Origin of the sequence: Citrobacter sp. T1.2D-1, from assembly GCF_950098555.1 — a bacterium.
Lineage (GTDB): Bacteria > Pseudomonadota > Gammaproteobacteria > Enterobacterales > Enterobacteriaceae > Citrobacter_A > Citrobacter_A telavivensis.
This window is the reverse complement of the sequence record NZ_CATNHH010000056.1, coordinates 1-18,646: the sequence shown is the minus strand read 5'-3', so window position 1 is coordinate 18,646 and position 18,646 is coordinate 1. Positions and strand designations below refer to the sequence as shown.

20 protein-coding genes, 1 tRNA gene and 1 pseudogene are annotated in these 18,646 nt (G+C 51.7%); 7 read left to right on the top strand and 15 right to left on the bottom strand.

The genetic code is table 11. The annotated features are described in order from the left end of the window. Positions 1–283 precede the first annotated feature (283 nt). A complete protein-coding gene (gene sulA / locus QQZ17_RS21290) occupies positions 284–793 on the bottom strand; it encodes an SOS-induced cell division inhibitor SulA (protein WP_152405222.1) in 510 nt (169 codons plus the stop codon). Between the two features lie 217 nt (positions 794–1,010). Between sulA and QQZ17_RS21285 the strand changes: the two genes are divergently transcribed. After that, on the top strand, positions 1,011–1,640 hold the full coding sequence (locus QQZ17_RS21285; RefSeq protein WP_152405221.1) for a TfoX/Sxy family DNA transformation protein: 630 nt from the start codon (positions 1,011–1,013) through the stop codon (positions 1,638–1,640). On the opposite strand, the gene yccS is transcribed toward QQZ17_RS21285, so the two are convergent. Next, a complete protein-coding gene (yccS, locus tag QQZ17_RS21280; RefSeq protein WP_152405220.1) occupies positions 1,594–3,756 on the bottom strand; it encodes a YccS family putative transporter in 2,163 nt (720 codons plus the stop codon). The two genes, QQZ17_RS21285 and yccS, sit on opposite strands and share 47 nt — an antisense overlap. Positions 3,757–3,762: 6 nt before the next feature. Beyond that, positions 3,763–4,221 carry a YccF domain-containing protein gene (locus tag QQZ17_RS21275; RefSeq protein WP_152405219.1) on the bottom strand — a complete coding sequence of 153 codons (459 nt, stop codon included), beginning with the start codon at positions 4,219–4,221 and terminating at the stop codon, positions 3,763–3,765. A gap of 123 nt (positions 4,222–4,344) precedes the next feature. On the opposite strand from QQZ17_RS21275, the gene helD reads away from it, so the two are divergent. Then, entirely contained in the window at positions 4,345–6,399 is a 2,055-nt protein-coding gene (gene helD, locus QQZ17_RS21270) for a DNA helicase IV (RefSeq protein ID WP_152405218.1), read from the top strand. A gap of 31 nt (positions 6,400–6,430) precedes the next feature. Here the strand turns inward: helD and mgsA are convergent, their stop codons facing one another. Both mgsA and QQZ17_RS21260 read right to left on the bottom strand, forming a co-directional pair. Continuing rightward, a complete protein-coding gene (mgsA, locus tag QQZ17_RS21265) occupies positions 6,431–6,889 on the bottom strand; it encodes a methylglyoxal synthase (RefSeq protein WP_152406364.1) in 459 nt (152 codons plus the stop codon). Positions 6,890–6,982: 93 nt separating this feature from the next. After that, positions 6,983–7,645 (bottom strand): DUF2057 family protein, encoded by a 663-nt coding sequence (locus tag QQZ17_RS21260; RefSeq protein ID WP_152405217.1) that lies wholly within the window; start codon positions 7,643–7,645, stop codon positions 6,983–6,985. A gap of 172 nt (positions 7,646–7,817) precedes the next feature. Between QQZ17_RS21260 and QQZ17_RS21255 the strand changes: the two genes are divergently transcribed. Next, positions 7,818–8,231: a CoA-binding protein gene (locus tag QQZ17_RS21255; protein WP_042319968.1), complete on the top strand. Its 414-nt coding sequence runs from the start codon at positions 7,818–7,820 to the stop codon at positions 8,229–8,231. A gap of 68 nt (positions 8,232–8,299) precedes the next feature. On the opposite strand, the gene hspQ is transcribed toward QQZ17_RS21255, so the two are convergent. Together hspQ and rlmI are read right to left on the bottom strand one after the other, a co-directional pair. After that, complete coding sequence (gene hspQ / locus QQZ17_RS21250) at positions 8,300–8,617, bottom strand: heat shock protein HspQ (RefSeq protein ID WP_042319966.1); 318 nt, start codon at positions 8,615–8,617, stop codon at positions 8,300–8,302. A 57-nt stretch (positions 8,618–8,674) separates the two neighbouring features. Then, positions 8,675–9,886: a 23S rRNA (cytosine(1962)-C(5))-methyltransferase RlmI gene (rlmI, locus tag QQZ17_RS21245; protein WP_152405216.1), complete on the bottom strand. Its 1,212-nt coding sequence runs from the start codon at positions 9,884–9,886 to the stop codon at positions 8,675–8,677. A gap of 212 nt (positions 9,887–10,098) precedes the next feature. Here rlmI and QQZ17_RS21240 point away from each other — a divergent pair, with 212 nt between their 5' ends. From QQZ17_RS21240 to yccX, 3 genes are read left to right on the top strand one after another with little or no spacing between them, the layout of a single operon-like run. Beyond that, positions 10,099–10,647, top strand: coding sequence for a YbhB/YbcL family Raf kinase inhibitor-like protein (locus QQZ17_RS21240; protein ID WP_284554173.1), 549 nt, complete (start codon positions 10,099–10,101; stop codon positions 10,645–10,647). Between the two features lie 15 nt (positions 10,648–10,662). Beyond that, on the top strand, positions 10,663–11,451 hold the full coding sequence (locus tag QQZ17_RS21235; RefSeq protein WP_152405215.1) for a helix-turn-helix transcriptional regulator: 789 nt from the start codon (positions 10,663–10,665) through the stop codon (positions 11,449–11,451). Between the two features lie 60 nt (positions 11,452–11,511). Beyond that, positions 11,512–11,793 carry an acylphosphatase gene (yccX, locus tag QQZ17_RS21230; RefSeq protein WP_152405214.1) on the top strand — a complete coding sequence of 94 codons (282 nt, stop codon included), beginning with the start codon at positions 11,512–11,514 and terminating at the stop codon, positions 11,791–11,793. On the opposite strand, the gene tusE is transcribed toward yccX, so the two are convergent. Then, positions 11,790–12,119 carry a sulfurtransferase TusE gene (gene tusE / locus QQZ17_RS21225; RefSeq protein ID WP_046478766.1) on the bottom strand — a complete coding sequence of 110 codons (330 nt, stop codon included), beginning with the start codon at positions 12,117–12,119 and terminating at the stop codon, positions 11,790–11,792. The two genes, yccX and tusE, sit on opposite strands and share 4 nt — an antisense overlap. Before the next feature lie 89 nt (positions 12,120–12,208). Then, the gene (gene yccA, locus QQZ17_RS21220; RefSeq protein ID WP_152405213.1) at positions 12,209–12,868 is read right to left on the bottom strand and encodes an FtsH protease modulator YccA; all 660 of its coding nucleotides are present in this window, start codon (positions 12,866–12,868) and stop codon (positions 12,209–12,211) included. Between the two features lie 274 nt (positions 12,869–13,142). Between yccA and QQZ17_RS21215 the strand changes: the two genes are divergently transcribed. Continuing rightward, positions 13,143–13,230: transfer RNA gene (locus QQZ17_RS21215), tRNA-Ser, on the top strand. A 64-nt stretch (positions 13,231–13,294) separates the two neighbouring features. Here the strand turns inward: QQZ17_RS21215 and QQZ17_RS21210 are convergent. The 6 genes and pseudogenes from QQZ17_RS21210 to QQZ17_RS21185 form a co-directional block, all read right to left on the bottom strand. After that, the gene (locus QQZ17_RS21210) at positions 13,295–13,528 is read right to left on the bottom strand and encodes a hypothetical protein (RefSeq protein ID WP_152405212.1); all 234 of its coding nucleotides are present in this window, start codon (positions 13,526–13,528) and stop codon (positions 13,295–13,297) included. A gap of 125 nt (positions 13,529–13,653) precedes the next feature. Then, a complete protein-coding gene (locus QQZ17_RS21205; RefSeq protein WP_152405211.1) occupies positions 13,654–14,643 on the bottom strand; it encodes an aldo/keto reductase in 990 nt (329 codons plus the stop codon). Between the two features lie 26 nt (positions 14,644–14,669). Further along, positions 14,670–15,521 carry an aldo/keto reductase gene (locus QQZ17_RS21200; protein ID WP_152405210.1) on the bottom strand — a complete coding sequence of 284 codons (852 nt, stop codon included), beginning with the start codon at positions 15,519–15,521 and terminating at the stop codon, positions 14,670–14,672. Between the two features lie 380 nt (positions 15,522–15,901). Beyond that, positions 15,902–17,485, bottom strand: a complete 1,584-nt coding sequence (gene dgcJ / locus QQZ17_RS21195) for a diguanylate cyclase DgcJ (RefSeq protein WP_284554172.1) — start codon at positions 17,483–17,485, stop codon at positions 15,902–15,904. A gap of 253 nt (positions 17,486–17,738) precedes the next feature. Continuing rightward, on the bottom strand, positions 17,739–18,242 hold the full coding sequence (locus QQZ17_RS21190; RefSeq protein WP_152405209.1) for a DUF1543 domain-containing protein: 504 nt from the start codon (positions 18,240–18,242) through the stop codon (positions 17,739–17,741). A gap of 212 nt (positions 18,243–18,454) precedes the next feature. After that, positions 18,455–18,646 (bottom strand): annotated as a pseudogene (locus QQZ17_RS21185) (IS110 family transposase); the annotation flags it as partial.

Here is an 18,646-nt window from a genome sequence, read left to right as displayed (position 1 = left end):
GGGGGACTAGCTCAATAGTTACTCTACCGATATCTGCGGCTTATGCCGAGCACCCCTGGCGATGTAAAGTCTACAACGTAGTTGAAAACTTACAAGTGTGAACTCTGTCAGGCATATGAAAAAAAAAAGCTTGTATACATAATATTTAACATTTCGTGCATCAAAATCTTCCCCCCGATTTCGCGGGAACCGCGTCCGCCAAGCGTTCACCGAAAAAAAGCGTTAGTCCTCAATGCGAAGGTCTCGGGGGCAAAAAAAATTCCAGGATAAATCCTAATTTCACTCAATGATACAAATTCGAGTGAATTTTTAGCCCGGTTTGCTGTCTCGTGGCATGGGTCTGAGCATTCACGGGACGCATGATAAATCCCATCGCGTTTCCCTCATCTGCAGCCCTGACCAATTCAGCATGTTCTTCTTCTGTTAATTCTTCTGTCAGCCAGCCGATCACCACGCTGTAATTGCCCGTGCGTAATGCGCGAATCATCGATTCCAGCGTATCGCAGGGGGAAAGCTGGTTAATTTGCATCACTTTGGTCAGCGGAAGGCCGGCAGACTGAACCCATTCACGGCTCAGTTTTTGCTGCGGCGTCAGCCAGAGCTGCCAGCGCGATTGTTGACCTAACTGCTGAAGAAGCGGTAACAGCAGTAACTGCGTCATCATGGGCTGGTCTTCACGATAGACCACTTCGCTGATAAGCCCGGTGGACACTTTCTCAGAAGAGACGCGCGCCATCGTGTTCGATGTGGAAGAGAATGACGGAGAACGATTTGCGTAGCCTGAAGTGTACATAATCAATCCAGCCCTGTGAGTTACTGTATGGATGTACAGTAACCCTGATGTCGTGAAAGATCAACTTTATTTTCGGAAACAGACTCGCATTTTTTATTCATGGTTGCGGTAAAAACGAAATACAACTTGCCCCCTGAGAATAAGTTGCCTATTTTCGTCTGTAACGGATCCGCGACGACAAATCATTCTTTTAGTTTATGATTTAACAGGGAATTTTATGAAAGTACACTCCTATGACAGGATCTATAAATCACAGGAATATTTATCTTCTCTGGGGAGGATTCATTTCCGTTCACTGTTCGGCAGCTACAGTCTGACTATCAAGAATACCGTCTTTGCGATGGTCGCGAATGGTGAGCTTTATCTTCGTGCCTGTGAGCAAAGCGTACAGTATTGCGTGCAACATTCCCCTGTCTGGCTGACATTTCTCAAACGCGGACGTCCGGTCATGCTCAACTATTATCAGGTTGATGACAGTTTGTGGCGCGACCAGCAGCAGTTGATCCAGTTATCGAAGTTTTCACTGGATGCCGCGTTGCAGGAGAAGTTGACCCGTTGTTCACAGCAGCGGCTTAAGGATCTCCCCAATATGACCTTTCATCTGGAAAGTTTACTGAATGAAGCGGGGATCTACGACGTCGCCACCCTGCGAATGCTGGGGGCCAAAATGTGCTGGCTGCGGCTTCGACAGATTAATAAGTCCATTACCGACAAGGTTCTGTTTAATCTTGAAGGCGCCATTTATGGCATTCATGAAGCTGCGCTCCCGGCGATACGCCGCCAGGAGCTTGCTTTGTGGGTTAAGTCGCTTTCGCCGGTGTCGATGTATCCGGAGAAGATTGAGTGATTTGTCGCTGTAGTCGACCCATTTCCGGCAGCAGGGCCACCAGCAAACCGACCTGCTGAATCACCAATGGTTCTTTGCTGTCCGGGCGCGGCTCAAGATGCTGGATGCGCTGTTTCAGTTCTGCCAGCGCTTGTTGCACGCGCTCTTCGTCGGCCGGGAGATGATGTAGCGCATCATCGACATAACAGACCGCATCGTCCAGTAGTGCCAGTACGTCGGGGTTGGTAAGTTGCTCACGATGCGCCCCTAATGCGGAGATATAGCTGGTGAATGTATGGTTGAGACAGAGCAAACGGAACGCTGCCTCACGCGTCTGTGCCGTCACATCGGGTTCGCTGGACATGTTCGACACTACGGAGGCCAGCTCTGCGTCGCGGTTATGGGCATCGCGGCGAGCAATCCGATATGCCAGTCGATTGTCGCGTCCCTGATGGTACTGTTCCAGAATGGCGTCCAGATAGCGACAGTTGGCGTCGGTTGCTCTTTTCATCACCCGCGGGAGATTACGAAAACGCCAGTCAGGCCAGATGAAACTGACCGCCGCCCAGGCAATGGCGCAGCCGATGAGCGTATCAATCACTCGGGGGAGGGCGACTTCAAACCCTTCGCCGAGCAAATTGAAGCACAGCAGGACCAGCAGCGTAATAAACATGGTCGCATGGGCATACTGGACGTTGCGAAAGGCAAAGAACAGGACGCCGGTGATCACCAGTAGAATGAGCTGGCCTTCCAGTGACGGAACGAACCATAAAATCGGGATACCAATCGCGACCCCGACCAGCGTCCCGATGATCCTCAACGCCAGACGGTGTCGCGTGGCGTTGTAGTTAGGCTGGCAAACAAACAGGCTGGTCAGCAGGATCCAGTAACCGTGATGCATACCGGTTATCTGAATGATCGCATAGCCGACGCACAGGACCAGAGACATCCTGACCGCATGCCGAAACAGCGCGGATTCCGGGGTGAAGTTGCGGCTCAGCCGCAGCCAGATATCGCTGAGCCCGTGCGGACTGTCATCGGCAAGCTGGCTTTCTGATTCATTGCGCGACATGGCCTGAGCTTGCTCGGATTCAATCGTAGCCAGCTGCGCGTCGATAGCGCGCAAATTAGCCAGTAAGAATCCCAGCGTTTTCAGCAGATCGGCGGAGGCACCGTTTGTCCGCATCCGCTCAAGTGCTGCGTCAAGATGCGTGAAAGCGCGTTCAAAATGTGGATCGTGCTGGTAGGGGACGCGTAGCAAAATCGAGCGTGACAGTTGCAGACAGGCCTGCCCCTGCATCGACATCAGACGTTGAAAGCGGAACATCACGTCGCTGTGACGAAAATGGTCGCGCAGCGTCTGGTACTGAATATGCGAGGAACTGGCGCGTTCATGAATATCCTGCGCCACAAAGTAATAATGCAGAGTACGCCGCGTGCCGCGTTGTCCCCGGTCGCCGCGCAACCGGGTCAGCAAGGACACTTTTGTCTGATTCAGCGTCGCCATCAGTTGGCCATTGGCCAGTGCTAAATCATAAAGCGGCGCCTGGCTTTCGTCTTCAATATCCGGGTCAAAAAGACGCGATTTTAGCTCCAGAAAGTGTGCCAGTTGTTCATAGCTGCGCGCCAGATTGTCCTGCAGGGGACGAATGGGGAACAGCAGATGGCCGGTAAGCGTTAATCCGTTATACCAGATTGCGCCAGCCAGCAGCAGAAGCGGTTGCTGATACCATTGGGCGTACAGAGACGCGCCGAGCATAGTGTAAATCGCGATCAGCAGCGCGCCGAAGGCAATCGTTGCGTAGCGCTGACCCAGGCCGCCGAGCAGGATAAAACCGCTGGTGGAGATAGTCAGTCCGATGGCGAACAGCCACGGGTAGGGAAACAACAACTCGACCGAGGCGGAGGCGATAAAAAAGCAGATGAGCGTGATGATAAGGTTTCGCAGACGGCCCGCGAGCCGATCGTCCAGATCGGTCAACGCCGCCGCCACCATTCCCAGCGTCAGGGGGATGGTCAGTTTGACATCGCCCAGCCACCAGGGCAGCGCGGTAGTTCCGCAGAGAGCGATAAAAATTCGCACGTAATACAGCCAGGTGCTGTTCCAGGTATAGCGACGAAGCAGGGGACTTAACATACTGACTTAGCGTCCTGGTGACTCAAAACGGCGGCGGGCGTTCGCTTCACGTGCCGCCCGTGCGACTTCCACAGAGACGACGCGACGTCCCACGGGCCACAGCGCAATCGCGGCAATTTTAAAGTTCGCAATGCCAACCGGAATACCAATGATCGTGATGCACTGGGTGATACCAGCGGCGATGTGCATCAGGCACAGCCACCAGCCGAAGAAGATCAGCCAGAAAATATTCAGCAGCGTCCCGCCGGTATTCAACAGCACGTTTTTTCCCGCCGGATCCAGTTCATCGACATGGACCGCTTCATTTCCGTAAGGCAGCAGCGACAGTTTGGTGATTTCCCAGCACGAACGGGTGAGCGGCAGGGTGAAGATCAGCACAATACTGACCAGCGTCGCCAGGAACCAGGACAGTGTGGTGGCAAAACCCCCCAGCACAAAATTCAAAATATTCAGAACGGTACGCATAGACCCTCGGTTGATTCTGGTTTTCTATGATTCCTGGCAATTGTAACGTTTTTTTGGGCTGGAGCACGTATTCTCTGGCGGTTACACTGAGAAGAAATACGCTTTGTCTGGATCGGCTGAGTCATGGAACTTAAAGCAACGTCTATTGGAAAACGTCTGGCACAACACCCCTACGACAGGGCGGTGATCCTCAATGCTGGCATTAAAGTGTCGGGCGATCGCCATGAATATCTTATTCCCTTCAATCAGTTACTGGCGATTCACTGTAAGCGCGGGCTGGTGTGGGGCGAACTTGAATTCGTGCTGCCGGATGAAAAAGTGGTGCGACTGCATGGCACCGAGTGGGCTGAAACCCAGCGTTTCCATCATCATCTGAATACCCGCTGGCAGCAGTGGAGCCAGGAGATGAGTGAAGTTGCGGCCGGTGTATTGCAGGAACAACTGGATTTAATTGCCGTGCGAACCGGGCAGAATGCCTGGCTGACGCGCGAGCAGACGACGGGATTACAGCAGCAGATCCTGCGGGCGTTTGCCGCACTGCCGCTGCCGGTTAATCGGCTGGAAGAGTTTGATAACTGTCGCGATGCGTTGCGGCAGTGCCAGGCGTGGCTGAAAGATATCGAAGCGTGTCGCCTGCAGCATAACCAGGCATATACCGAAACGATGTTGACGGAATACGCTGATTTCTTCCAGCAGGTGGAATCGTCGCCGCTCAATCCGGCTCAGGCCAGAGCGGTCGTCAACGGCGAACATTCTTTGCTGGTGCTGGCCGGGGCAGGGAGTGGCAAAACGTCGGTGCTGGTGGCGCGTGCAGGCTGGCTGCTGGCGCGGGGCGAAGCGGCCGCAGAACAGATCCTGCTACTGGCTTTTGGCCGTAAGGCAGCGCAGGAGATGGACGAGCGTATTCGCGAGCGGTTGCATACCGAGGAGATAACGGCGCGGACGTTCCATGCCCTGGCGCTGCATATCATCCAGCAGGGCAGCAAAAAAGTTCCGACCATCAGTAAGCTTGAGAACGACACCTCCGCGCGAAATAAACTGTTTATCAGTACCTGGCGTCAGCAATGCAGCGAGAAAAAAGCGCAGGCGAAGGGCTGGCGGCAGTGGCTGGAAGAGGAGATGCAGTGGACGGTGCCGGAAGGCAATTTCTGGGACAATGAAAAACTTCAGCGTCGTCTGGCCTCGCGGCTGGATCGGTGGGTGAGTCTGATGCGCATGCATGGCGGAGCCCAGGCGGAGATGATCGCCAGCGCGCCGGAAGAGATTCGGGATCTGTTCAGCAAGCGCGTGAAGCTGATGGCACCTTTGCTGAAGGCCTGGAAAAACGCGCTGAAAGCGGAAAATGCCGTCGATTTTTCCGGTCTGATCCATCAGGCAATCGTGATTCTGGAAAAAGGGCGTTTTGTCAGTCCGTGGAAGCATATTCTGGTGGATGAATTTCAGGATATCTCCCCGCAGCGTGCGGCGCTGCTGGCCGCGCTGCGTAAGCAAAACAGCCATACCACGCTGTTTGCCGTTGGGGATGACTGGCAGGCTATTTACCGTTTTAGCGGCGCGCAGCTTTCATTAACGACCGCGTTTCATCAGACCTTCGGTGACGGCGACCGTTGTGACCTCGACACCACCTATCGTTTCAATAATCGAATTGGTGAAATCGCTAACCGCTTTATTCAACAGAACCCGCATCAACTGAAGAAACCGCTTAATAGTCTGACGACGGGAGACAAGAAAGCCGTCACACTGCTGGATGAAACGCAACTGGATGCGTTGCTGGATAAGCTTTCCGGTTACGCGAAAGCCGACGAGCGGATTCTGGTGCTGGCCCGTTATCACCACCTGAAACCGGCCAGCCTCGAAAAGGCGACAACCCGTTGGCCGAAGTTGCAGCTTGATTTCATGACCATCCACGCCAGCAAGGGACAACAGGCGGATTACGTCATCATTGTCGGGTTACAGGAAGGGAGTGATGGTTTTCCGGCGCCGGCGCGTGAATCCATCATGGAAGAGGCGCTGCTGCCCGTCGTGGAAGATTTCCCGGATGCAGAAGAACGACGGTTGCTTTACGTTGCCCTGACCCGCGCCCGCCATCGGGTCTGGTTGCTGTATAGCAAAGCGAATCCGTCACGCTTTGTCGAGGATCTGAAAGACCTGGATGTTCCGGTAGCGAGAAAAGCGTAAGCAGCAGGCGACGAATGTCGCCTGCGTGGGATTACTTGAGACGATCAGCCAGATAACGCGGGTAGTCGGGGATGAGCACATCGACATCGTCATTAAAGTGCGGCGACTGGATGATGAAATCCGCAGTGGCGACGTTAGTGGCGACGGGGATATTCCAGACGGTCGCCAGACGGAGCAGCGCCTTCACATCCGGGTCGTGCGGAACGGCGTTAAGCGGATCCCAGAAGAAAATCAGCACATCAATTTTCCCTTCAGAAATCAACGCGCCAACCTGCTGATCGCCGCCCATCGGGCCGCTCAGCATGGCGTTAACGTCCATACCCGTTGCGCGTTGAATGAGATTTCCGGTTGTCCCGGTCGCGTAGAGCACGTGCTTTTCCAGCAACGGCTGGTGGCGTTCTACCCAGCTCATCAACATTTTTTTGCAGTGATCGTGCGCAACCAGCGCAATATGCTTACGCGCAGGTAAAGTGCGAGTCGTCAGTTCCATCATTCAGTTCCATTGTGGGTTTTGCTACAGAGTACTGAATGTGTCTGACGCTGCAAGAGAAAGACGAAAAAAAAGCCGGACGTGTCAAAGACATCAGGAAGAGGGCTGTTTCTCCGCCCATTGCAGAAAGCTATTGCGGGTTTGCGGATCCGCCTGGCGAAACCAGTACTTCAGGCGCTGTTCCGTGAGGGTTTGAGATTGGGGAGGGATGGTATCCAGCTCTGAGACCCCCGAAAGCAGGGTGCTGTCGTCGGCCATCATCGTGGCGAACTGGGGTAAGGAGGCGCGCCTGGCCGATTTATTGTAGCGCTCTGTTTCTGCCTCAAAATCAATGGTTTCTGTTTTTGAGGTAATGGCGAGGATATCCAGTTGTACCGGGATCGGCATTGCGTCGCCATCCAGCAACTCCAGACGCGGAGCGGCGTCGAAATGGCTGGCTTCACGGTCGCTTTCCAGACGCGGAAGGTGGAAATTGACCTGACCCACACGCTGAGTGTCAAAACTTACCACCAGCGGTGGGGAAATGTAGAGCTGTTCTTCATGGCTGGAGAGACGGATTGTCTTCTCAACCCGAAAAACGAGTTGATGCGGTCCATTGTCGAGTTCAATGCTGTCCGCGCCGCGCAGGAGTGAACTGGAGACCTTTTTGCCGTCCAGCACCAGCAGGTCAATATCGGTTGAAAGACGGAGGGTGGTAGCGAAAACCGCGACCGGCAAACAGAGGGCAATCATCAGGGTCACAGTGCCGGTTTTCATAAGGTTCTCCTGTCCAAAGACCGCCGGGTAAGAATGTATCAAAATTTTTCGACAATCATGTTTACTAACATATAGACATATTTTGGCGTTTTGCTCTCATACTTACGGGTGGGACGCATGGTTGGGTCGTCAGGATTGTCGTACACTTTGCAAAACAGCCTGGAGAATGATGATGAAAGAGACCGACATTGCTGGCATTTTGACCTCGACCCGTACCATTGCCCTGGTTGGCGCAAGCGATAAACCCGATCGTCCAAGTTACCGTGTGATGAAGTATTTGCTCGATCAGGGTTATCACGTGATTCCGGTTTCTCCGAAGGTCGCCGGGAAAACGCTGCTAGGGCAGCAGGGCTACGCGACGCTGGCGGACGTGCCGGAAAAAGTGGACATGGTGGATGTGTTCCGCAATTCAGAAGCGGCATGGGGCGTCGCACAGGACGCGATCGCGATTGGCGCGAAAACGCTGTGGATGCAGTTGGGCGTGATCAATGAGCAGGCGGCGGTGCTGGCGCGCGAAGCGGGTCTGATGGTGGTGATGGATCGCTGCCCGGCGATTGAGATCCCGCGCCTGGGGTTGACAAAGTAAGTTAATTGCCCTGATGGCAGAAAGGAAACAGGCCCGATAAGCAATGTGCTATCGGGCCTCAACAAGGATCAGTTACGCAGGCGGGGGGCCTGCAACTGTTTACGAATGGTCTGAGCAAGCTCATCCATCGAAGGCTGTTCAGGATGTTCGTCCTGCGTTTCGCTGCTTAGCTGCGCTTCGGCAAGATAGGTATGTACCGGACGACCGTCATCATCTTCCATCACCACGTGATACCACGGAGCAGCACGAAGCTCGTCGTTGACCGCCAACTCATCAGGTGACGGTTCCGCAAGCGAATAGACCGGGTCGATATCCACGACCACTCCGAGATATCCTAACAGGGAATGGCGGACCTGCTGGCCGATACCGAATTTGCTGGCAATCATAGTCACCTCCCGGGAAATCATTACCCTTGATATAAGGGTAAAATTCCACTTTTCAAGTTACATGACGCGACAGGCAAACCCTTTGAGATACAGCCCTTCCGGGTAGGTAGCGATCACGGGATGATCGGCGGCCTGACGGAACTGCTCTATAAATTGTACATCACGACCCGCATCAATTGCGGCATCAGCGATGATTTTCTGAAATAAATCTGTTGTCATCAGACCGGAGCAGGAGAATGTCAGCAGCACGCCACCCGGATTCAGCAACTGGATAGCCAGCATGTTGATATCCTTGTAACCCCGGCACGCCCCCATCAACTGGCTTTTATTTTCGACAAACTTCGGGGGATCCATCACGATGACATCAAATTTCTCGCCGCGATCGCGATAGGTCCGTAACAGTTTAAAAACATCGTCACGAACAAATTCAGCCTTGCTGAGATCGAGTTTGTTCAGTTCGACGTTCTGTTTCGCAATATCCAGCGCTTCCTGGGAAGTATCGACGCTGATAACCTGACGGCAGCCGCCCATCAGCGCAGAAACGGCAAACCCCCCGGTGTAGGAGAAACAATTGAGTACCCGTTGATTGTCGACATAGCGGCGCGTTGCCAGACGGCTGTCACGCTGATCGAGGTAATAGCCGGTTTTGTGGCCGCCCTGGATATCGACCAGTAGCTTCATACCGTGTTCTTCAATTGGCAGGAGTGCTGGAGGGATCTCACCGGTGACCGGGCCCTGCGTCAGCGCCATACCCTCTTTTTTACGCACTGCGACATCGCTACGATCGTAAATCGCACATTCCGGGTAGAGCGCTTGCAGCGCGCTAATCAACGCGGCGCGTTGATATTCCGCCCCGGCGCTGAGCAATTGCAGCACGAGGAAATGACCAAAGCGATCGATGGTGACGCCCGGCAAGCCGTCGGACTCACCGGCGATCAGACGATAGCTGTCCAGTCCATCTTTTTTCGCCAGCCAGTCGCGCCATTGCTGCGCCTGTCGCAGACGGCGGGTGAAGAAGGCGATATCGACAGATTCGGACTTGTCGAAGGTCCAGACGCGCGCGCGGATTTGCGACGCCGGGGAAAAGGCGCCACGGGCTAACCATTTACCCTGATGGTCAACAATGTCGATGGTTTCACCGAGGTTGGCTTTACCTTCCATGCGGGCAACGGCACCGGAAAAGACCCACGGATGGCGACGAAGTAATGATTTGTCGCGCCCTTTGGCTAACACCAGGCGGGGATATTGAGGAAATGAAGATTCAGTCATACGAGCAACCTCACACAAACAGTGATGCGAGCCGGGTGTCTATTCCAGCCTGATACCGTTAAAACAAAATGGCGCGTAGGGTAGCACAGATGCGGGATGCAATCATCAGCACCGACAGTGAGCATTTCGGCACAAACTGAAAGCACAGAGGCACAATTTCCTGGGTATGCGCCTGATAGATTGTCATTTCTTAATCTGAATAAGGAAATACAATGAATATGTCATCTTATCTGACGGCTATTGTGCTGACGACGCTCAGCTATGGTGCGGCGGCCTCTCCGGCGTTCAGCCTCGGCAGTACAGACATTCCCGATAATCTCGTTTTAACGCAAAAGCAGGTCTTTAATGGATTTGGCTGTGAAGGCGGAAATATCTCTCCGCAGTTGCACTGGCAAAATGCGCCCGAGGGAACAAAAAGCTACGCGATCACTGTGTTTGATCCCGATGCGCCTACGGGAAGTGGTTGGTGGCACTGGACGGTCGTGAATATTCCGGCAAGTATTCATGCTCTCCCATCTGGTGTGAAGATGGAAACCGTGGCGGCGGGGATTGTTCAGGGGCGTAACGATTTTGGTTATGCTGGGTTTGGCGGGGCTTGTCCGCCGGTTGGAGATAAGCCGCACCGCTATCAGTTCACTTTATGGGCACTCAGCACCGATGCCTTACCCATCGATCACAATGCGAGCGGTGCGCTGGTGGGATTTATGCTTAACAGTCATGTCATTGCCAAAGCGGAATTGACAGCCACATACGGAAGATAAACAGAGGAGAACACGGTGCAGGACGTTTATTTTCAACATAATGTTCTCACGACAGCGGAGGTGCGTTCCAGCCAACGTCATCGCTTGCATCGTGTTAAGCTTTTCTCTGCTGCACTCTGCCATATCACGCAGGGCAGCAAAGTCATTATGCAAGAGGATAATCGCCTGGTTGCAAAACCTGGCGAGTTAATCATCATTCCGGCGAACACGTCGCTGGACATTATTAATCAACCCGGGCAGGGCGGTTTTCGTTCAGATCTCCTGCTACTCTCGCCAGACATGATTTCCGCATTTAAAAAAACCTATGTTAAGGATTTTCCGCCCGCCACGCTGACCTCTTTATGTACGCCGATGAACTCCAGTCTGGCGTTTATGTGGACGAATTTACTTTCCGCTGTGCGCCAGGGATTGCCGGTTGAGTTGCAGGCACATCAGGCAATGGGATTATTACTCGCACTGTTGCATGAAGGGGCAATCGGTCCACTGCTTATCGAACGGGGTTACACGCTAACGGAACAGGTACGCCAGCTCATTATGTTGGCACCTGCTAAGCTTTGGAGAGCACAGGATATTGCACATCGGTTAGCCATGGGAACCTCCACGTTGCGCAGACGACTCCAGCAAGAATCGCAGAGCTACCGACAGATTGTTGAAGAGGTCCGTATGTCTTATGCGTTATCTCAATTGCAGTCGACGACGTTGCCAATAGGAGAGATAGCATTGCGCAGCGGCTATCTTTCAGGCTCGCGATTTACGGCGAGGTTTAGCCAATATTACGGATGCTTGCCGAAACAGGTACGTTAATGTTATTCACATAACCGTGTGAGGTTACGCTCATCGTTTTCGATAAGAAGGAGAATAGCCATGGCGAGAGTCTGCATTATCGCGTGGGTTTACGGCCGGGTTCAGGGCGTGGGATTTCGCTATACCACGCAGCATGAGGCGCGGCGACTGAGTTTAACCGGCTATGCGAGGAACAGGGATGATGGCAGCGTGGAGGTTGTCGCCAGCGGCGAAGCGGAGCAGGTCGACAAATTACTGAAGTGGCTCAAAGACGGCGGCCCGAGTTCTGCCCGGGTAGACAGAGTCCTGAGCGAGCCGCACCGTCCTCGTGAGGAATTTACCGGTTTTAGTATTCGCTATTAAATACACTTCACCGGCTTTGGCAGGCCAGCAATTTTAGTGGCCTGTTTCGCCGGGCCTTTCGGAAACAGACGATACAGATAACGGCTGTTGCCTTTCTCCTCGCCAAACTTATTCGCCATCGCCTTGACCAGCATGCGAATCGCAGGCGAGGTATTAAACTCCAGATAGAAGTCGCGAACAAAACGCACCACTTCCCAATGTTCCGGAGAGAGGGTGATTCCTTCGTTTTCAGCAATGACTACAGCCATCGGTTCGCTCCACTGCGCACTCTCTTTCAGATAACCGTCGGAGTCGGTAGCGATTTCTTTACCTTCAAAGATCAACATAATTCTTCACTGCGTTAGACAACCTGGCGGCAGTTTACCAAAAAACAAAGCCCCGCATAAGCGGGGCCGGGTGTCATGCTTTGTTGCCGTTAATCGCGGCTGGCGAAGCCCAGAATGCTGAGCAGGCTGATAAAGATGTTGTACAGCGAAACGTAGAGGCTAACCGTTGCGCGGATGTAGTTGGTCTCACCGCCACGGATGATGTTGCTGGTTTCGAACAGGATTGCGCCTGAAGAAATCAGGATAAACACCGCGCTGATTGCCAGATGCAGTGCCGGTAGTTGCAGGAAGATGTTCGCCACCATGCCAATCAGTACCACCACGATACCGGCCATCAGCATACCGCCGAGGAAGGACATGTCTTTACGGGTAGTCAGCACGTAGGCGGAGCAGCAGAAGAACACCAGCGCGGTACCGCCCAGCGCCATACCGATCACGTCGCCCATCCCTGCGGACAGGTAAGCGTTCAGAATCGGCCCGAGGATGTAACCGAGGAAGCCGGTGAAGGCAAACGCGGAAATAATGCCGCTCGGCTTGTTTGCCGTTTTATAGGTCAGGAACATCAGCCCGTACATCCCCACCAGCGTCAGAATCAGACCCGGAGAAGGCAGCATCAGCACGGTGCTGGCGGTGGCGGTGATCGCCGAAAACGCCAGCGTCAGGCTCAGCAGAAAATAGGTATTGCGCAGCACCTTGTGCGTGCTGAGTAGCGATGTACGGTCATGTGATGAACTAACAATACGATCCATGAGTCACTCTCTTATGACAGATGTAATTAATGATGGAGGATAATGAAAACACAGCCGCGCACACAGCGCTTTTACCCATCTTTACTCATTTGATCTAAATCAGGTTTCATCGTGGATTATGGTGAATGGCTGATAAAGCGTGAGTATTGTGCTGAATAAATGGTCAATCTGTTGTTATTTCAGGCTATTAACAGCATTTTGACTGTTTTTCAGGCAAACGAACACATTCGGGCTTTACACGGCGCATTGGGATGTTTATAGTGCGCCTCATTCCGGAAGTGTGGCCGAGCGGTTGAAGGCACCGGTCTTGAAAACCGGCGACCCGAAAGGGTTCCAGAGTTCGAATCTCTGCGCTTCCGCCAGATTAAACAAGGGGTTACCGAAAGGTAACCCCTTTGTTTTTCGGGCTGTTGGTATAGTATTGGACTATTTTTCTTTCAATAGCCAAACCAACTCCAAAAAAAGAACCCGCCGAAGCGGGTTTTTTAATGCCTGTTTTTCCTGTGCTGACACGTCGGCCAACGGCGTGATTTTTACCTTTCGGCAATAAACCCTTCCTTGATCGTCGTTGCTTGCGGTGGGGGAGTGCAACGTGGCTGCCAGTACCGTGCCGCGTGGGTTAATATCGAGGAAAACACCGAATTTCCCTTTGGCCCACATCAACGGTTCCGGGTTCTTTTCTCTGGTGTTGCACAGGCGTCGTCGGAACATTGACCTGTGACGGAATCTTCCCGCATCGCAGCAATTTTTGCGATTTTGATTTATGGATATCGCAAGCTTAAGTTTCAGCGGCCTACGCGAGCCTGATGCTCAGGCGAATAACGCTCGCCAACGATTTTTATCGTTTCCAGCGCGTGCGTGACCTGGGACAGCTCATCCTGAGAAAGAATAACGTCAACGGCGCCCAGGTTTTCCTCGAGGCGATGCAGTTTGGTGGTGCCCGGAATAGGAACAATCCACGATTTTTGTGCCAATAGCCATGCCAGCGCGATTTGTGCAGACGTCACCCCTTTATCGGCTGCCAGTTCACCCAACAACGAAACCAGCTTTTCGTTGGCGGCAATTGCCTGAGCGGTGAAACGCGGCACTTGGCTTCGGTAATCATCCTTACCAAACGTTGTTCCTGACGTAATTGCTCCGGTCAGAAAGCCTTTACCTAACGGGCTGAATGGCACAAAACCAATACCCAACTCCTCCAGAAGCGGCAGGATCTCCTGTTCAGGTTCACGCCACCACATGGAGTATTCGCTTTGCAGGGCGCTGACAGGTTGAACCGCATGTGCACGACGAATCGTCTGCGCGCCCGCTTCGGAAAGACCGAAATGTTTGACTTTTCCTTCAGCAATGAGGTCTTTCACCGTTCCTGCGACATCTTCAATTGGCACGTCCGGATCGACACGGTGTTGATAAAGCAGGTCAATGACGTCGGTTTTAAGGCGGCGTAACGATCCTTCAACGGCCACGCGGATATGCTCGGGGCGGCTGTTTAAAATCTGCTGTTTGTTGTCATCGCCAAAGGTAAAGCCAAATTTTGTGGCGATGACCACGCGGTCGCGAAAGGGTTTTAGCGCTTCACCGACAACCTCTTCATTCAAAAACGGACCATACACTTCGGCGGTGTCGAAGAACGTGACGCCACGTGCAACCGCTGTCCGTATGAGTTCAATCGCCTGGCGGGTATCTGTCGCCGGGCCGTAGCCGTGGCTTAAGCCCATACAACCGAGTCCAAGGGCTGATACTTCAAGCCCGGATTTACCCAGATAACGTTTTTGCATTGTGTGAATACCTCTATTATTGCGGCTTAAACGTCGAGTTTACGGCCAGTGAGCCACTCCACTCTCGCCGGATCGCGATGAGAGAAGAATGCGCTGGTGGCAGTATCAAGTGCGGTAATCTGCAGCATGTCTTCAGCACTGAGTTCAAAATCGAGAATGTTGATGTTCTCTTCCATGCGTTCTTTTCGCACTGATTTTGCAAGCGAAATAATGCCTCGCTGGAAAATCCACCGCAGGACAACCTGACCTACACTTTTTCCGTACTTCTGGCCTATCGCCGCTAATTCGGGATGCTGGAACAACCCATTTTTTCCTTCAGCAAACGGTGCCCATGCTTCCGGTTGGATGCCACGGCTTTGCATCCACGCAACAGCGTGCAGTTGCTGGTTGAAGGGGTTAACTTCAATCTGGTTTACCGCAGGGGCAACGCGGTTGAAGGCGATAAGATCGGCCAGTCTGTCCGGATGGAAGTTGCTTACGCCAATGGCGCGAATTTTGCCTGCCTGCTGCAGTTCTTCCATTGCACGCCAGGCACCGTGGACATCACCGTAAGGTTGGTGAATCAGGTACAGGTCAACATAGTCCAACTGAAGTCGGTTCAGTGAACGTTCAAACTGCGCTTTGGCACCTTCGTAATTCGTATCCTGTAGCCAAAGTTTGGTGGTGATAAAGAGTTCGTTGCGCGCAATACCACTTTGCTTCAGGGCGTTCCCGACCTGGGTTTCATTCTGGTAGGACGCCGCGGTATCAATCAGGCGATATCCCGTTTCAATGGCATCAATAACGGCTCTCTCGCATTCAGCGGCATCCGTCATCTGGAACACACCAAAACCCAGCAGGGGCATTTCAATACCGTTGTTCAGTTTTACAGTTTGCATGACATAGTCCTTCCGCTTTTGTTCAGAAAAAGCATAACGCAAACTGATTTATTCGATTAGATGGGGTAATTAGCTAGGGTTTATTAGCTATGCTCATCAATCTTGTCGGTATCTGAGGTCGCTGTACTGATAACCAGCGACCTGAAGCGGCTCTGGATAAGCGGTTCAGGTAAAAGTTAGCTGGCAGCCCGGCTATTCGAAATTGAATCGCCACGGATAATCCAGACACTTACAAATCGTTGATAATATTGAGTTTCGTATTCGGCGGGTGTTATCTTTACATAAACATTCCTTATCTGTTTATGATCGCTGCTGGCAGATGCTGGCTAATATCCAGGTCCGTTTTGTGCCAGTAGCGAATAATGAATACGCACACTGGCTTATCGGCGTACCTCGTATTTGCTACGTTTGTGCTGATAAAGTAATTCATCAGCTTTCAGCATCGCCACTTCCAGCGTATCTCCTGACAGGAGCTGATATGCTCCCCAGGAAAATGCGACCAGCTTATTCGGATCAATCGCGAGTAATTGTTCCTGCGTACGGGTAATAACATCTCGGGATTTATTCAGAGAATAATCGATAAGGACCAGACAGAACTCATCACCTCCAAGCCGTATGCCATAGTCACTTTTACGAATGGCATTCCCCAGTGCCAGTCCCAGTGTCTGTATTGCCTTATCACCCATATGGTGGCCAAGAGAATCATTGATTTTTTTGAGTCCATCACTGTCAATGGCGATAACCGTGATGGGGATGTTTTTGTCAACAAGTGAACGGATTTTTTGTTCCAGCTCCGGTGTAATGACTTTTCGGTTATACAAACCGGTCATCGCGTCCGTCACATTATCTCTGGAAAGCGACTCCTGTCTGATTAACTGCTTACGGGCATAGCGACATAATATCCAGGTACCCGGGATGTAAAGCACTAATAGCCATAAATTGGTAATGATGACATAGATAGCATCCAGTTCTACATGGACTGTGTTGTACCGTGTGAGTTTATCTTCGTCGCCGATTAAATCATATGACTTGATTTGTGGCTTATGGAAAAAAATATGCGTGCCGGTTTCATTATCAGTAACATATAAAGAAAGGAATTTCCATAATAAGGGGCGATCGACCGTTTTAAACGAAACCACGAGATCGTTAATATTGACGTCGGTGATCAGAACGCCCTTTACCTTATCACCCAGAAATACCGGGGTAAGCATACTGATGATATTATTATGTGTATATCCATCCTGATAAATATGAGACAGCGTACTTTCACCCTTAAGCAGATCATTCAGGGCATTGTCATCAATGGAAATGGTGTGAGCACTACGCGCGATGTTGATAGTGTTGTTATTGCCAACCAGCCAGTTGTTAAAAGTGTAGTCTTTTGTATTAACTGGCTGATTAATATAAATATAATTATAAGAAAGATCGATGTAGTACCGGATGTTCCTGAACCTATACCCGGTATAATTTGAAAAGCTGTACTTCGATAAAATCTTGCTCTCAGCCGTGTGAATAACCGATAACGCGCTAATATCACCAGCCCAGTTTTCGCACGATTTATTACGGGTTTGCAGAGTGCCGTTCAGGCTGGTCATTTTTTTTGCCAGCAGATTGAATCCGTAAATATCACCTTCCTTTTCAAGGGACTGGCAAATGGCGACCCGTTCGCTGCGGGCTGCGGGCGCAGACACGGTTCTGGTATAAAACGCCCGGGAAAGTCGTGTGGCAATACTCTGGTTAATAGATTCTTCATGGAAAAGTGCCGATTTACCGTTTTCAGCGACATATCCCAGGTAGCTCTTTAACTCGTGTACCTCACGGACGGCCAGTGCAATAAAAAGTACAGTGGTACAAACAACGATTAAAAAAATAGCACTGATATACTTTTGTCTGAGCAAGATAGATAACCCCTTGTTGTCCCACTCGGAAATGACCGTCAGTATAACATCAATCAATATATTCACTCGTTTGCATTGCTATATCGTCAACACAATGTGTGTTTTCCGCTATACCATCGCCGATAAGCCGTTGCTTCGTGGCACTCCACATAAATTCGCGCTGAATAAGAAAGCGGGGAGGCAGCTCCGATGGCGTAAGCGACATTGCTATTTATACACTAGACGAACGTCTGCTCCTCGATCACAGCGGACCTTATAACCTTGCTTTCTGTCCGCGCCGTGTCAGGAGCGGACGTTCGCTTGGTTTATGTTTACAATATTAGACACCTATCGGCTGATAGCCCTGCCACTCTGGTTGATCACGACTTCCTGACTCGCAGGGGGTCAAATTAATAAAAAACTCACCTATTTTTTCAAGTAACAGGCAATCATCCACGTCCTTCAGATTATCCTTATGCTGATGGTCGGCGCCACAGAGCAGTGTCTTTAATGCTTTACTCTTGGCCTGCAGGGCATTTTCGGCCACAAACAAATCGAACTCATGTAACTCAGCAAGCGTATCAGGCCTGTAACCTCCCACATTGACGAAAAATAACTTGTTTGCAGCTCGAGAAGGCTCAGCAGACAATGTGACGGAATAACCGTCAACCCAGGTGATACGGCTGTAACCGTCAATATGAATTTTATCTTTATCGCCAAACCATGCATCGCGAAGGGCGGGCCAGGCGTCTTCTGGCTTTTTGGCCGCGACAAACTGAATGTCGTGTACTTCAATATTTGATTTGCCAGCATTACCACCGATATAAAACATATACAGGTTCATCAATCATCCTCTTCCAATATGGATATCGTTATGCATTTGAATACATAACGATTCGTACTGCAACCTTAAAAAGGAGAGTGCTGAGCTTATGCATTAGGGCTTTGCCCTCGAATGATAGTTGTCTTTCTCCTGGGGGCTTTGACACGGTAAGCCACAGGCATCGGCTGCAGATAGAAGGTCAGCTTCACGCCCTGAGACATTCGACAAGCTTTTTATGGCTTCAGTAAGGGCGAGTGTCTCGCTTCGAGAGCCAGCAAATATTTCGCTTCGTCATAACAGGTTCTGGCCTTCCAGCAGCGGTAAATGATCCTTATCCATTTGAACGCCAGTGCCCGGATCGCAGACTGATGAGATTTGCCCTTTTCTCTGAGGCCCTGATAATACAGTTTGGCCCAGTATGATGA